Source organism: Pantoea ananatis PA13 (genome assembly GCF_000233595.1).
In the GTDB taxonomy this organism is placed as follows: domain Bacteria; phylum Pseudomonadota; class Gammaproteobacteria; order Enterobacterales; family Enterobacteriaceae; genus Pantoea; species Pantoea ananatis.
In genome coordinates, this window is record NC_017554.1 from 1,728,510 (window position 1) to 1,743,283 (window position 14,774).

Here is a 14,774-nt window from a genome sequence, read left to right on the forward strand (position 1 = left end):
CCTTCTTAAGGCTTTTGCCGTAAAACGTCCGGCTGTTCCCGTCTGTTTTATTTGTGCAACTAAGGATGAAGTGTTGAAAAGGCGTCTGTTAATTACCGTAACTGTTTTTTGGGCTTCGCTGGCACAGGCCGACGATATGCCGTTTCCCGTGACGCCACCAGCGATCGATGCCGCATCATGGGTGCTAATGGATGCCACCACGGGGCAGGTGCTTACGGCGGGCAATCCCGACGAACGCCGCAATCCGGCCAGCCTGACCAAGTTAATGACGGGCTATGTCGTTGACCGCGCCATCGATCAAAAGAAAATTACGCGCGACGATATGGTCACCGTGGGGAAAGACGCCTGGGCCGCAGGCAATCCGGTCTTTAAAGGTTCATCGCTCATGTTCCTGAAACCGGGCGATAAGCTGAGCGTGCGCGACTTAAGCCGCGGTGTCATTATCGATTCGGGTAACGATGCCTGCGTGGCGCTGGCCGATTATGTCGCGGGCAGCCAGGACAACTTTGTGAAGTTGATGAATCATTACGTAGAGAAACTGGGCCTGACCAATACCCATTTCGAAACCGTCCACGGTCTGGATGCGCCAGGACAGTTCTCCAGTGCGCTGGACATGGCAAAGCTGTCTCGCGCCATCATCGACGGCGAGCCGGATTTCTATGCCATGTACCGTGAGAAAACCCTGACCTGGAATGGCATCACTCAGAACAACCGCAATGGTCTGCTGTGGGATAACAGTCTTCACGTGGATGGTCTGAAAACAGGTCATACCGAAACCGCAGGATTTAATATCATCGCCTCAAATGTGGTCGGTCAGCATCGCCTGATTGCCGTGGTGATGGGCGGTAAAAGCGCGAAAGGGCGCGAAGAGCAGGCGCGTAAACTGCTGGTCTGGGGCCAGAATACGTTCGACACGGTCCAACTGTTCCATGCGGGCAAGAAGATCGGCAGCGAACACGTGTGGTACGGCAATCCGCATCAGGTTGAGGTGGGCACGGCAAATGATGTTTACCTGTCGCTCCCGCGCAGTGAAATTCCGAACGTGAAAGCCAAATACGTGATTAACCGTAGCGATCTGGAAGCACCGCTGAAAGCCAATGAGAACATTGGTGAGATTCAGGTTATGGATAAAGACAAGCAGATTGCCAGTTATCCGCTGGTGGCGCTCAGTGCCGTTAACGAAGCCGGCATGTTTAGCCGCCTCTCCGACTATCTGAAACGTAAGTTTTAATCTCAGGCCACGCGCACCTGCCTGCCGGGCAGGTGCCGCGAGGGCTCGCATCGCAGGACCCTATTGCCACCTGAACGTTTTATTTTGCTGATTTACCGCCACAGGTTGGTGATAATGGCCCAATGTGTCACGTATTGACTAAAATATTGACGGCGCGCCAGGACTCACACGGTGCATCGCGTAGAATCACCTCTTTACCCGCGGACAGCTATCTTGCGCTCTGATAAGCCCATCTCTAATCTGGAATTCTGGTTATATCGCCATTACCGTAGCGTGCACGGCTTGCGCATCGCGGTGGCGTTTCTTTTTGCCTTTTTGTTTGTGCGGATGACCGGCATTCCCGAAGGCACCTGGCCGCTGATTACGCTGGTGGTGGTGATGGGGCCGATTTCCACGTGGGGCAATGTGTTTCCCCGCGCCATTCAGCGCATTGGCGGCACGATTGCCGGGTCAATTTCGGGATTGATTGCGCTCAAGCTGGAGATGATTTCGCTACCGGGCATGCTGGCCTGGTGCGCGCTGATTATGTTTATCAGCGGCTATCTGACCCTGGGAAAGCATCCCTATATGGCGCTGTTGATTGGCATCACGCTCTGCGTAGTGGTCGGCGCACCAATGGGGGATTTCACCGTCGCCATGTGGCGTGGCGGCGATGTGATTTTAGGCTCGCTGCTGGCGCTGATATTTACCGCTGTCTGGGCACAGCGCGCCTACATTCACTGGCGTATACAGCTTTCGGATACGCTGGGCGAGATGGCAAAAATCTATCATGCAGGGTTTTCCGCTAACCTGGTGGAAAAGCCGCGACTGAATAAGCCCTTTGGGAAGTTGCTCTCCAGCGTCATCAAAATGCGCGCGCTGCTGGAGCCGTCCAGCAAAGAAACGCGTATTCCTAAATCGGTATTTGAAGCGATTCAGACCATAAACCGTAATATGGTGTACACCATTGAGATGCAAATTAATGCCTGGTGGGCATCGCGGGAAAGCCATTTGATTATGCTGAATGCGCCGACGCTGCGCCGTACCCAGCAGATGACGGAAAACGCGCTACGAACGTTGTCGGAGATGGCGGTGAAAGGGGAAACCTATGACATCATCGCGGCCAACCATGAGTTAACGGAAATCGTCAATGAACTTAAGCAGTTGATCGCCAGCGGCAGTGACCGTCTGGAGGAAACGCCAATTTATGGCTATGTCTGGTTGAGTCTGGAGCTGGCGAAGCAGCTGGAGCGCATGACGGACTTACTGCGTCTGGCGCTGCGTAAATAATCACCTCAGACAATGACTTAATGCGAAACCCGGTTTTTTTGCGCTAAGATAAGAGCCAGTCCGAATTTAGCTGTGAGAATTGCCCTTAAGGCTGGCTAGCCGCTAAGCTGATCGTTTTGACTCTCTCCCTGCTTTAGCAGGCTTAAAGAAAGGTGCCATCATGGAAAATGCCAAGCAATCATTTCAGGACGTACTTGAGTTTGTCCGTACGTTTCGCCGCAAGAACAAACTGCAGCGTGAAATTGTCGATAATGAGAAGAAAATTCGTGACAACCAAAAGCGTGTTCTGCTGCTGGACAACCTGAGCGAATACATTAAACCCGGCATGAGCGTGGAAGCGATTCAGGAAATCATCGCCAGCATGCGTGCGGACTATGAAGATCGCGTGGATGAATACATCATCAAAAACGCCGACCTCTCGAAAGAGCGCCGTGAGCTGTCTAAAAAGCTCAAGACCATGGGCGTGGGTGAAACCAAAGCGCCGTAAGGGTGCGCGAATAACGGAAACCCTTCGCTGCTGATAACCGGCCCGCGCAACCTTCAGGTTGGGCGGGCTTTTTTTATGGCTGAGAGACGTCGGTGAAGACTTAGCGGGTCAGCTTACGTGCAATCTGCTGGAGTTGACGCGCCAGATCCGATAAGTCCAGGTTTTGGCTGGCGGGCGCTGCGGTGGTTTCTCTGATCACCAGCATCGGCTCCAGGGTACGTGACGCCACCGCTTCACCCCGCAGTTCGGCCAGCACCTGATCCACGCTATGGGTGCCGAGCTGCTGAAGATCCTGGCGAATGGTGGTCAGTGGCGGCTGGTACCAGGCGCTTTCTGCCGTGTCATCGTAGCCGACAAGAGAAATATCGCCCGGAATCGCCACGCCGTGCTGATGTAGCGCCCGCATCGCGCCCAGCGCCATCTCATCATTCGCCACTAAAAGCGCCTGGGGCAGGGCATTCGGGAGTTGCGCCAGCATCGCCTGATAGCCGGATTTGGCGCTCCAGTCGCCGCGCAGGACGCAGCAGGGAGATAACTGATGCTCTGCCAGCGCCTGACGCCAGACCGCTTCGCGCTGACGAGCCGACACTGAGCGCACCGGGCCATTCAGCAGGCCAATTTGCCGGTGCCCGAGCGCAATCAGATGTGCAACGGCGGCACGCGCCCCTTGTTCGTTTGAATACTGGCAATGAGATACGAGAGCATGGGGATCGGCATCCAGAAACAGTACCGGCTTTTTACCGCACATCACGCGGATTTTTTCCGCCTCGGCCGCCTCTAACGGCATATTGATCAGCACCGCATCCACGCGCTGGGCCATCAGTTCATTCACTGTCGCTTCCGCATTATCCTCACTGTCCATCGCGATCACCAGGTGATAACCGGCGCTGGCGGCGCGCTGCTGAATGGCCGAAGCAATCTGCGCCGGGGCCATCAGGGCCAGGTTACTGGTTGCAAGGCCTAAGGTTCGGGTCGCTTTTCCCGCCAGCTGCTGTGCGACCCGATTGGGCACATAGTTAAGCTGCTGCATCGCCGCTTCAACTTTTTCACGGGTGCGGGGGGAAACCTGCTCAGAGCGGTTAAGCACGCGAGAAACCGTTTGATAGGAAACGCCAGCCAGTTGGGCAACATCATCAAGGGTCACAGAGCGGGACGTCATTATTCCTCCAAAAGATGAGGCAGCGAGTGTAACAAAATTCCGTTACTCGCGCGTCCTGCGACGACGCGGCTGCTTTCCCATCACATCCGTGTTTAACGGTTCTGTTGATAGATTTGCAGGTTAACATTCACCGCATTCAACAGTGGCACAGTCATACTATGATGGCTGGCTCGTCGTAGCAGGTCGCCAATGATCGTATCGGCTTCAATAGCAAAACCCTGGGTCAAATCACGATACATGGAGGAGGTCATCGGCGTCGACGGATCGTTCAGCAATTCATAAATTTTTGCGGTAACGGCAGGGCGGGGCTGATAGCCCTCCGCGCAGATAACCTGAAGCACCTCGCTGTAAATGCCCTGAAGCAGCATCTCGCCACCGGCCTGGGCCAGTATCTGTTGCGTGTTCCCCCGCGCCAGACAACACACCGCGCCGAGCGTGCTTAACAGCAGCCATTTTTCCCATAACTCACCGATAATATTGTCGGAAAAAAACGTTTCCACGGCACTACCACGTAGCGCGGCATCGACCTGCTGCAGTCGGTCATCGTTGTTGCCATCCAGTGCGCCGTAATAGATCTGGTGTAAGGGCGTCAACTGCACCACATGGCCTTTATCGTTCAACGTGGCGTTGATTTTGCACAAGCCACCGATCACCCGATCGGCACCGAAGTGGGTGAGCAAGGTGTCAATATGTCGCATGCCATTCAGAATCGGCATGATCAGGGTTTGTGGCCCGACAGCCGGCTGGATGTCGTGAATCGCCTGCGCCAGGCCGGTACTTTTAACCGTTAAGATGATTAAGTCGTAATGCGCGTCAAGCCTGGCGGCGGTGACCAACTGGGGTTCAAGCGTTTCCTGCCCTGAGCGGGTTTGCAACACCAGGCCGGTTTGTTGTAACTGATTAAAACGGCCTTCACGGACCAGGAAGGTCACATTCTGCCCGGCCTGTATCAGCCGCGCGCCAAAATAGCCGCCGGTTGCCCCCGCACCTACAATCAAAATACGCATCCCTTCTTCCTCCATTGAACGCATCTGCCCAGATGCAGGGCAGTGATTTACGTTATGCGTTAAAACCCAATCTGCCCGCAAGCATTATTACAATTTGCACCCACACAGAATAGTGCACTGACCGCAGTCAGGTCAGCGCAAGCTATGTCAAAATTCTTGAATGTAGCGCTTAAGGATATTCACTATCCGTCACGGCGCGGCTGGCGTAACCTTATTTCATTGAGGTTTATCACGCGAAAGCATTGTTCTTTCGTCAGGAGACGTTACAGATGAAAAAGATTGGTTTTCTCTCATTCGGCCACTGGACGCCATCATCGCAGTCCGCCACGCGTTCTGCTCAGGACGTGTTGCTGCAGTCTATAGATTTAGCGGTAGCGGCAGAAGAACTCGGGGCCGATGGTGCCTATTTCCGTGTGCATCACTTCGCCCGCCAACTTAGCTCGCCGTTTCCACTGCTGGCAGCGGTCGGCGCACGCACCAAAAAAATTGAAATAGGTACTGGCGTTATCGATATGCGCTATGAAAATCCGCTCTATATGGTGGAGGATGCCAGCGCTGCCGATCTGATTTCCAACGGTCGCCTGCAGTTGGGCCTGAGCCGCGGCTCGCCAGAGCAGGTGATTGAGGGCTGGCGCTATTTTGGTTATACGCCGCAGGAAGGCGAGACGGATGCGGACATGGGCCGTCGCCACACAGAAGTTTTCCTGGATGCGCTGCGTGGCGAAGGTTTTGCCAAACCGAATCCACAGCCGATGTTCCCTAATCCACCGGGCCTGCTGCGTCTTGAGCCGCTGTCTGAAGGCCTGCGCGATCGCATCTGGTGGGGTTCGGGCTCCAACGCCACGTCAGTATGGGCGGCGAAGATGGGCATGAACCTGCAAAGCTCGACGCTCAAAGATGATGAAACCGGCGAGCCGTTCCACATCCAGCAGGCAAAACAGATCCGCGCCTACCGTGAAGCATGGAAAGCGGCGGGGCACTCGCGTAAGCCACGGGTTTCCGTCAGTCGCAGCATTTTTGCGCTGGTGAACGATATGGATCGGGCTTACTTTGGCCGCAGTGGACAGGATCAGGATTCAGTCGGTTTTCTGGATGAGAAAACCCGCGCCATCTTTGGTCGCAGCTATGCCGCCGAGCCGGAAAAACTGATCAAACTGTTGGCAGAGGATGAGGCGATTGCCGAAGCGGATACACTGCTGCTCACTGTACCGAATCAGTTGGGCGTGGACTACAACGCACACGTCATTGAATCGATTCTGAAGTACGTGGCACCGGAGCTGGGCTGGCGTTAAGCCTGCTTGATCTTGCCAGATTAACAACCCCACACAGTCATCGCTGCGTGGGGTTTTTACTAAAATAATAATGCCTCTTCTACTGTAATATTTCTCACATTCCCCGCCGATAATATTGCTGGCCAGTGCAGCGAGATGTTTAGCGTTATTAACCTCTGAAACTATCAGCCGCTGAAAACATCAGCTTTCAGATTTATCTCAATAATACATTGTTAGTTGTAAATTAATTGACATGAAGTTGTGTTAATTTTATTAATGTATAAAGGCCTTCAAGGTTAACTGTATTCTGGTTACCTGACATATTCATATTTACTGAGAAAATTCTCAGGCGTTACTATTTCTGTTAGCACGATGCAACAGCATTGATATGCTGCTGCCTGTTTCTTAATGCAAATGGCTCTAAATTCTGTCTGAACCTGCCGAATATAACGGATTGCAACACCCGTTTCATCATTATCACAGCGTAATCGGAAAAAATTAATGGCGATTGATATTTATTTGAAAGTTGAAGGGACTACTGGAGAATCACAGGACAGCAATCATAAAGGATGGACCGACGTGCTCTCATTTAACTGGGGGGCTTCGCAACCCGGTAATATGGCGGTAGGTGGCGGTGGCGGCTCAGGAAAAGTGAATTTCAACGATCTGCGTGTTAAAGCGTTAATCGACAAATCCACTGCTGCCATTCTTAAATACTGCTCCAGCGGAAAGCATGTTTCAAAGGTAGAACTGTCGGTTTGCAAAGCCGGTGGCAACCAAATTGAGTACACGAAGATTGTGCTGGAAGATGTACTGGTTACGGCAACGGATTTTAACGGAGTAGGGCAAGGTGACACCATTGTGGTGGACTACGCCTTTCAGGCATCCAAAGTGTCTACCAGCTACTGGGAACAAAGTGCCAGCGGTACCAAAGGGGCGGAAAGCAAAGCTGGTTGGGATATTAAACAAAATAAAGAGAGCTGAGTTAATCCGCCCTTAAAATAAAGGTGAAAAATGGCTATTGATATCTTTTTGAAAATAGATGGAATTGAAGGTGAGTCGCAAAATGCAAACCATAAAAAATGGATAGATGTTCTGTCATTTAACTGGGGCGCGCAGCAACCAGGTAATATGTCCGTTGGCGGTGGTGGCGGTGCGGGAAAAGTGAATTATCGCGATTTAAGCGTTGAGGCATTGATCGATAAGGCCACACCGGCGTTAGTGAAATATTGTGCCAGTGGTAAACATCTGCCAAAAATTCAGCTGTCTGTTTGCAAGGCAGGCGGGCAGGAAGTGGAATATACTCGCATCACGCTTGAAGATGTGCTGGTTACGCAGACTGACTTTACCGGCATTGGTCACGCGTCCACGCTGGGTATGCAGTATTCCTTTCAAGCCAGCAAGGTTGCGCTGGAATACTGGGAACAGGCTTCTCAGGGAACGAAAGCCGCTTCTGTGCAGATGGGTTGGGATATCAAGCAAAATAAAGAAAGCTAATCAAAGGAACTGTTACATCTTAAAAAGAGGTTATTATGGCATTTCCAGGCATACATGTGATTGAGGGACTCACGACGAATCCCAGTTTAAATTCTGATACTTCAGGCAGCTTTTTACCCTCTGAAATTCTCAAAGAATCATTGATTCTGATGAGTTCGCTTGAGCCGATGGAAATTGCCAGTCTTTCTAAAAGAGAAACCAGTGTTATTGCCAGTGCGTTGAACGATTATAAAAATAACAGTAACAGTCGTTTTAAAAATCCTCCCACAGAGCAGGCTACAGGGCGGCGGCCGAATGGTGAGATAAAGCATATTAACAATCGCATACTCGGCATTCCTGTACAGCATTATAATACCACTTCAATGGGAGCCGTTGCGTTAAGTTCAGCCACCTTATTGGCAATCTTTTGGACCTCAACTGCAGGTTTATTTAGCATCGTTGGACGAAGTATCGTCCCTGCTGTGGCGAGTCTTGGCGGAATTGGTTTATCGTACCATTCAAATAACCGCACCCTGTCAATTAATCAATTAGCTGCGCATTTGAAAAATCTGGCAGACAATTTTAACAGCGCGCATGATGCGCTCGTTGCTTTTTCTCAGAAGGCAAAGTTGAAAAAACATAATTTTAAACCCTCCAAAGACACAGAGCCGACTTTTGCAGGGGAGGTCATATCTAAAAACCCTATTCCAGCAGCACACCGTGAAAGAATGTCGTATATTTTAAATCAATTTACTTTTACAGAGTATCAGCGCGTCGAGCTCATTGGTGATAGTGCGAATTTTGTGAAGCTGTTTTTTAATCAGAATGAGCAATTGACTTTAACAAAGATTGAATATGGCTACCTGACTGCGATGGATATTCCCTAATTCCGCGCCCGTCAATCTAAACCTCCAGATGGTGCATTTTAACGCTTCGGCAACCCGGATGAATGATCCTTGATAAAAGGGGCATAAGTCAAATTGTGCGAGCCGGGTTCCAGCACCTGGCTTGTTATCATCTACTTTAGGCGCTATGTTTTATCTGCTTTGTAAAAGCAGATAACGGGACGCTAAAAACGCTACTGGCCAGACAGCCAGCATAAATTTTTAACAGATATGCTTTTAATTTTTTACAGCCATGGCTGGCGCATTGTGTAAATACACCATCATCAAATAAGGGAGATTATTCAATGTCTGTTACCACGCTTAATCTTGTTCAGAAACCGTCTTCCGCGATTTCAAAAACTCAGCGCCGGTACAAAGTCGGCTACGTACCTAATTTTGGCGACACCAGCACGCCTGCGCTGAATATCAGCGGCAAATGGTTGCGTGAAGCCGGATTTGATACCGGCACGCGGGTCTCGGCAGAAATTAGCGAAGGATGCATTGTGCTGCGGGTCGATAAGTCATAAAACGGAAAGGTGTGATTGATTGCTCACTTCTCAAAGGCAGCGTTGCGGGTTGCCCCTTGAATTCAGGTCAGGTGAGCATAAAACCGCCTGGCCTACTTTATTGGCAGAACAAGCAGATAACGCGGTTTCCTTCACCGCGTGAATTCAGTTGCCAATAAGGAAATGCCATCCGTTTAACCTCCTCAGGGTGCGACCCGGCAGGGCCGCAAACCGCCGTCGTTAACACTGCAAATACACAACATGCGTTTGCAGATATTCCTCGAGCCCATGACGACCATCAGCACCGCCGATGCCAGATTTACGCCAGCCGGCATGGAATCCCTGCATGGCTTCAAAATTCTCACGGTTAACGTAGGTTTCACCAAACTTCAGCTGACGCAGGGCGGTCATTGTGGTGGTCAGGTTCTGAGTGTAGATTGAGGAAGTCAGGCCGTACTCACAGTCATTGGCCAGTGCGATAGCTTCTTCGAGCGTTTTAAAGGTCATTACAGGAAGCACCGGGCCAAAAATTTCCTCACGCATAATCTCCATCTCTTGGCGCACGCCGGTAATAATCGTGGGCTCGAAGTAAAAGCCCTCGCGACCCGCCCGTTTACCGCCCAACACAACCCTGCCGCCTTCTTCTACTGCCCTGGCAACTTTTTGCTCAACCCGCGCCAGCGCGGCGGCGGTGATCAGCGGCCCCATATCGATATCGTTTTTTTCAGCCGGATTGCCAAACGTCACGTGTTGCATCGCCTCTGTCAGTGCGCTGATAAAGCGGTCATAAATCCCTTCCTGCACATAAACCCGCTCTGCGCAGTTGCAGACCTGACCCGTATTAATGACGCGTGAGCTGACAATCGCCTTCACAGCCAGATCGAGGTCGGCGTCATCCATCACAATGGCCGGCGCTTTACCCCCCAGCTCCAGAGAGACTTTGGTAACGTTTTTTGCTGCCGCTTCCATGGCGGCAATCCCGGCATTAACGCTGCCCGTCAGGCTTACCAACCCCACTTTTTCGTTGCCAGCCAGCTCCTGACCGATCTCAGGGCCGTAGCCGTAAACAACATTGAACACACCTTTTGGCAGGCCGATATCCGCAACGATCTGTGCAAACAGGGCCGCGTTATTGGGCGTCAACTCACTCGGTTTTATCGCAATCGTATTGCCGGTAATCAGTGCCGGCGCCGCTTTACGCGCAATCAAAAAAAACGGGAAGTTCCACGGTAAGATGCCGGTAGTAACGCCAATCGCTTTTTTAAAGACGAAAATATTTTCATTAGGACGATCGCTGTTCACAATCTCACCTTCGTAGCGTCGCGCCCATTCGGACATGTAGTCCAGGTAATCAGCGGTAAACAGCACTTCGGTTTTTGCCAGCCCCTGGGTTTTACCGCCTTCTGCCACGATAGTGGCGCTGAGTTCGGGTTCACGCTGACGAATGGCTGTGGCAATTTTACGCAGCCAGCTGCCGCGCTCCACGGCCGGTAAGGCTTCCCAGCCCGGCTGCGCGGCATCGGCAGCGGCGATAGCGTCTGCGGCGTCCTGACGCGTGCCTTGAGGAATGCGTGACAGTAGCGCTTCGGTAGCAGGATTAATCACTTCAATCCACTTATCGCTGTGATTAGGCACAAAAACACCATTAATGAAATGTTGATGATGTGTTGTCATATGCAGGGCTCCGCTTTTAACTCGTTAACGTTATGTGAAAACAGAGTGAAACAGATTACGACGATACACCTTTTTATCTTTGCCAAAGCCACACTGCAGATGGCAGGGAAGGGAAGAAAGACACGACGAAGCCAGCATTTCCACGGCGTGTTTTGTTATCTGAGCGGTCAGCGTCTTATAAAAAGGGTCGACGGGCTGAAACCCTGTATTCGCCAGCAAATGCCGGAACGCCTGGGATGGCGATAAGCCCGTGCCTGCCCGCGCAGTCAATGACGAAGCGGTAGGCTTTTGACGGGAGGCATCCCCGGCCAATTGTCCTTTCGGTTTGCCCTGCCACGCAAACGTCTCATTGCGTGACTGCAGTTAATAACATGCGCAGCGACTACTGCGCTGAATCGTAGAGTGCTTATCCAACATCATGCGATCTCCCGCTGATCACAGTATCCCCACTAGCCTTGAGTCATATCACAAACCTTTTCTGCCGACCGTTTTCCCTCTTCGTCCGCCAAACCATCTTTGCAGCGAACCCGCAGCTCAACTTTATGTCATTGCCACGTTAATAAGCGTGCTGGCAGTAAGATTAAAACTGTGCCGATCAACACAACAAACAACAAAAATATCTCGAATAATAAGCGGGTTAGGTAAAACGTCCGGTTACTGTCCTTAAATGTGAATTTGTGATCTTTATGTTGAACATTCACCGGATTTTGCCAGCGACCTGTGTTTTCCGGCAGCCATTCAAAGGCTGAGTGAAAGCAGCTCCCACTAGACTGCTGCTTATCAGGAAACGTCGGTTTCCTGTTTGGCCTCAACCTTGCGAAGGAATAACAATGAACAGTGCCATTATTGCCGGTATTTTCTGGCATCTGGTGGGTGCCGCCAGTGCCGCATGTTTTTATGCGCCGTTTAAACAGGTCAAAAAATGGTCATGGGAAACCATGTGGGCAGTAGGTGGCTTGATGTCGTGGCTGATTTTGCCATGGGCAGTCAGTGCCGTGCTGCTGCCGAATTTCTGGGCGTACTACAGTAGTTTCAGTCTGTCACAGCTGCTACCTGTGTTTTTGTTTGGTGCAATGTGGGGCATCGGCAATATTAACTACGGCCTGACCATGCGCTATCTCGGCATGTCGTTAGGCATCGGTATTGCTATCGGCATTACGTTAGTCGTCGGGACACTCATGACGCCGTTGCTGCAGGGCCGTTTTGTCGCACTCTTTAGCTCGGCTGGTGGCCGTATGACGCTGCTTGGCGTTCTGGTCGCGCTGATTGGCGTGGCAATTGTATCGCGAGCCGGTTTGCTGAAAGAGCGCGCGCTGGGCATTAACGCCGAAGAATTCAATCTGAAGAAAGGGCTGATACTGGCGGTTATCTGCGGTATTTTCTCGGCCGGCATGTCCTTCGCTATGGATGCCGCAAAGCCGATGCATGTTGCGGCAGCTAATCTGGGTATTAATCCGCTGTACGTGGCGCTACCCAGCTATGTGGTGATTATGGGCGGTGGTGCGCTGATTAACCTGGCGTACTGCTTTATCCGCCTGGCGGTTAAGCCGGAGCTCTCCCTACGCCGGGACTTCTCCGTGGCAAAACCGCTGTTAATTGCCAATATCGCTTTCGCTATTCTTGGCGGCACCATGTGGTATCTGCAGTTCTTTTTCTATGCATGGGGCCATGCCAAAATTCCACCGCAATATGACTTTGTCAGTTGGATGCTGCACATGAGTCTGTATGTGCTGTGTGGTGGTCTGGTCGGACTGATGCTGAAAGAGTGGAAATCTGTCGGGCGTCGTCCGGTTAGCGTCCTGTCGATTGGCTGCATAGTCATTATCATCGCTGCCAATATTGTCGGGCTTGGCATGGCTGCCTGACTCCGCAGAGATAAAAGCCTGATGCGTTAACGCGTATCAGGCTTTTGCGTTATCAGTTAGCGTGGCGCATTGCGGTACAAAACGTTGCCGCCAGGCACTGGGCGTCATGCCGGTTTCACGCGTAAACACCACCGAAAAATAGTTACTGTCATCAAAGCCGCAGCGTGAAGCAATCTCGCTGATTAAACTTTCCTGGGTGCGCAGTAAGTATTTTGCCTGACAGAGTTGAAGCTGACGCAAATAGTGGCCAATTGTCATGCCGGTTTGCTGGCGAAACAGCTGTTTAAGCGCTCGCTCGCTGAGTTGGTGCTGCTCGCAAAAGTGGGCGAGGTCAAACGGACGGCTGATATCGGCCAGCAGCGACGACATCAGCAGATCAAGCTGTTCGCCTTCCGGTAGCGCCCAGGAACGATCGGCCGCGTAACCGTGGCGGCGCAGAATCAGCGCCAGCTGTAAAAACAAGGCTTCAGAAAGCTGAATGGACAAGGGATCGTTTTTGCGGCTTTCCCGCTCCAGTTGGCTGATGACGCCACGCGCCAGCGCCATACCGTGGGTGGTTAATCGCCAACCGGACTGAGCATTCTCTTCCTGAGGCGGTATAAGCTGGCTCCAGTCAAGATCGAGCCGAAAGCGATCGCGGCAATAAAGAATGTTGTCGAGCGCCAGGTCATGGACGCTGTCATAGCTATGGCAGTCGCTGTCGCGAATATAAAACACATCGCCGCAGGTAATCAGCCAGGGGCGATCGTTGAGGATGTGCAGCCCGTTGCCGCGCCAGACAATTACAATCTCGCTAAACCTGTGTTGATGAGGCGGGAAAGAGGGTTGTGGCATACGTTCGGCCACTGCAATGGGCAGGTTTCTGGCAGGAAAGTAGTCCTCGCGCGACAGAATTAGCGACATATTAAAAGCTCCAGTTACCACATCTGTTGACGCTCCATGCGGGGCGCGTAGCCAAATTCACGCCGGAACAGCGTGGAGAAGTGGTTGCTGTCACCAAACCCACACTGATAGGCGATGTCCGTTATACGCATATCGCTGTGGCGAAGCAGATGACGCGCCTGCAATAACCGCAGCCGATTCAAATAACGCTGTGGCGTACTGCCTGTCTGCTGCTTCATCTGGCGGTGCAGCGTACGCAGCGACAGTGAAAAGCTGTCGGCCAGCGCCTCCCATACGATCTCTTCACTGTAATGCTCATTCAGCCAGTCAAGCAATCGGTGCAGTCTGGCTTCCTGGTCCTGCGCGTTGTCATTGCGAGCGGCCTCACGTAGCAACACCAGCATTTGCAGAAAGAGTTGCTCCTGATGTGCCTGACGTTCCAGTGACCACAGAGGTTGCTGCTTCATCTGTGTCACCAACTGCGAAGCATGACCCATCACTTTTTGATTAATGCGCCAGTGCGACGCGTACCGTCCGTCCTCTTCACGCGGCAATAGTGCCTGCAGCCCGGAAAGAAAGCGGAACGCCCCCGGGCTTCGGTACAGCACATTGGTCAGGCACAGGTTGTCGGTTTTTTCATACAGATGGCGATCGTGGTCGCGTATAAAGCACACGCAACCGGCACTCAACGCCTGCGGCTGACCATTAAACACATGAATACCGGACCCCTGTTCAACCAGCACAATTTCATGGAAATCATGGTGATGCTCTGGAAAAGCCTGCTGTGGCACGCGTGGCTCGATGGCAATGGCGTAATTTCCGGCGGGAAAGAAATCCGCGCTATGCAGAACGGTCATGGCTTGCTCTCCGTTAACAATGTTGCAACTGAGTCTACGCAGGCGCTGCGGACATCACCTTGAATTTTGAACGGGGCGGCGCAAGAAAATGGCGAATTATTTAAGATCGCCTAAGTGATTGATAGAAATGCGGCAAAGCTCACAACTCTATCGTCACGCGGTTCTGTGAGCTGTCTCACGAACACCTTTGCAAACCTGCCAGCGAA

At 52.0% G+C, this 14,774-nt stretch carries 14 protein-coding genes; 9 read left to right on the forward strand and 5 right to left on the reverse strand.

Going from position 1 to position 14,774, the window contains the following annotated elements:
• Positions 1–73 precede the first annotated feature (73 nt).
• From dacD to tmaR, 3 genes are all read left to right on the forward strand, one after another.
• Complete coding sequence (dacD, locus tag PAGR_RS08105) at positions 74–1,231, forward strand: serine-type D-Ala-D-Ala carboxypeptidase DacD (RefSeq protein ID WP_014605477.1); 1,158 nt, start codon at positions 74–76, stop codon at positions 1,229–1,231.
• Between the two features lie 213 nt (positions 1,232–1,444).
• Entirely contained in the window at positions 1,445–2,500 is a 1,056-nt protein-coding gene (locus PAGR_RS08110; protein ID WP_024471873.1) for an FUSC family protein, read from the forward strand.
• Between the two features lie 160 nt (positions 2,501–2,660).
• The gene (gene tmaR / locus PAGR_RS08115; protein ID WP_013026330.1) at positions 2,661–2,987 is read left to right on the forward strand and encodes a PTS system regulator TmaR; all 327 of its coding nucleotides are present in this window, start codon (positions 2,661–2,663) and stop codon (positions 2,985–2,987) included.
• A 100-nt stretch (positions 2,988–3,087) separates the two neighbouring features.
• Here the strand turns inward: tmaR and PAGR_RS08120 are convergent, their stop codons facing one another.
• The gene (locus tag PAGR_RS08120; protein ID WP_014594044.1) at positions 3,088–4,146 is read right to left on the reverse strand and encodes a LacI family DNA-binding transcriptional regulator; all 1,059 of its coding nucleotides are present in this window, start codon (positions 4,144–4,146) and stop codon (positions 3,088–3,090) included.
• 92 nt (positions 4,147–4,238) lie between these two features.
• Positions 4,239–5,153: a ketopantoate reductase family protein gene (locus tag PAGR_RS08125; RefSeq protein WP_014605478.1), complete on the reverse strand. Its 915-nt coding sequence runs from the start codon at positions 5,151–5,153 to the stop codon at positions 4,239–4,241.
• A 269-nt stretch (positions 5,154–5,422) separates the two neighbouring features.
• On the opposite strand from PAGR_RS08125, the gene PAGR_RS08130 reads away from it, so the two are divergent.
• From PAGR_RS08130 to PAGR_RS08150, 5 genes are all read left to right on the forward strand, one after another.
• Positions 5,423–6,445: an LLM class flavin-dependent oxidoreductase gene (locus PAGR_RS08130; protein ID WP_014605479.1), complete on the forward strand. Its 1,023-nt coding sequence runs from the start codon at positions 5,423–5,425 to the stop codon at positions 6,443–6,445.
• A gap of 480 nt (positions 6,446–6,925) precedes the next feature.
• Complete coding sequence (locus PAGR_RS08135) at positions 6,926–7,408, forward strand: Hcp family type VI secretion system effector (protein WP_013026326.1); 483 nt, start codon at positions 6,926–6,928, stop codon at positions 7,406–7,408.
• Positions 7,409–7,438: 30 nt separating this feature from the next.
• Entirely contained in the window at positions 7,439–7,921 is a 483-nt protein-coding gene (locus PAGR_RS08140; protein WP_013026325.1) for an Hcp family type VI secretion system effector, read from the forward strand.
• Positions 7,922–7,956: 35 nt separating this feature from the next.
• Complete coding sequence (locus PAGR_RS08145; RefSeq protein ID WP_013026324.1) at positions 7,957–8,787, forward strand: hypothetical protein; 831 nt, start codon at positions 7,957–7,959, stop codon at positions 8,785–8,787.
• 302 nt (positions 8,788–9,089) lie between these two features.
• Positions 9,090–9,311 carry a SymE family type I addiction module toxin gene (locus tag PAGR_RS08150; RefSeq protein ID WP_013026323.1) on the forward strand — a complete coding sequence of 74 codons (222 nt, stop codon included), beginning with the start codon at positions 9,090–9,092 and terminating at the stop codon, positions 9,309–9,311.
• Positions 9,312–9,530: 219 nt separating this feature from the next.
• Here PAGR_RS08150 and aldA read toward each other — a convergent pair whose 3' ends face one another.
• The gene (gene aldA / locus PAGR_RS08155) at positions 9,531–10,964 is read right to left on the reverse strand and encodes an aldehyde dehydrogenase (RefSeq protein ID WP_014605480.1); all 1,434 of its coding nucleotides are present in this window, start codon (positions 10,962–10,964) and stop codon (positions 9,531–9,533) included.
• Positions 10,965–11,794: 830 nt separating this feature from the next.
• Here aldA and rhaT point away from each other — a divergent pair.
• Positions 11,795–12,829 carry an L-rhamnose/proton symporter RhaT gene (gene rhaT, locus PAGR_RS08160; protein WP_014594040.1) on the forward strand — a complete coding sequence of 345 codons (1,035 nt, stop codon included), beginning with the start codon at positions 11,795–11,797 and terminating at the stop codon, positions 12,827–12,829.
• 36 nt (positions 12,830–12,865) lie between these two features.
• On the opposite strand, the gene rhaR is transcribed toward rhaT, so the two are convergent.
• On the reverse strand, positions 12,866–13,732 hold the full coding sequence (gene rhaR, locus PAGR_RS08165; protein ID WP_014605481.1) for an HTH-type transcriptional activator RhaR: 867 nt from the start codon (positions 13,730–13,732) through the stop codon (positions 12,866–12,868).
• 14 nt (positions 13,733–13,746) lie between these two features.
• Positions 13,747–14,568 carry an HTH-type transcriptional activator RhaS gene (gene rhaS, locus PAGR_RS08170; protein ID WP_014605482.1) on the reverse strand — a complete coding sequence of 274 codons (822 nt, stop codon included), beginning with the start codon at positions 14,566–14,568 and terminating at the stop codon, positions 13,747–13,749.
• Between the last annotated feature and the right edge of the window lie 206 nt (positions 14,569–14,774).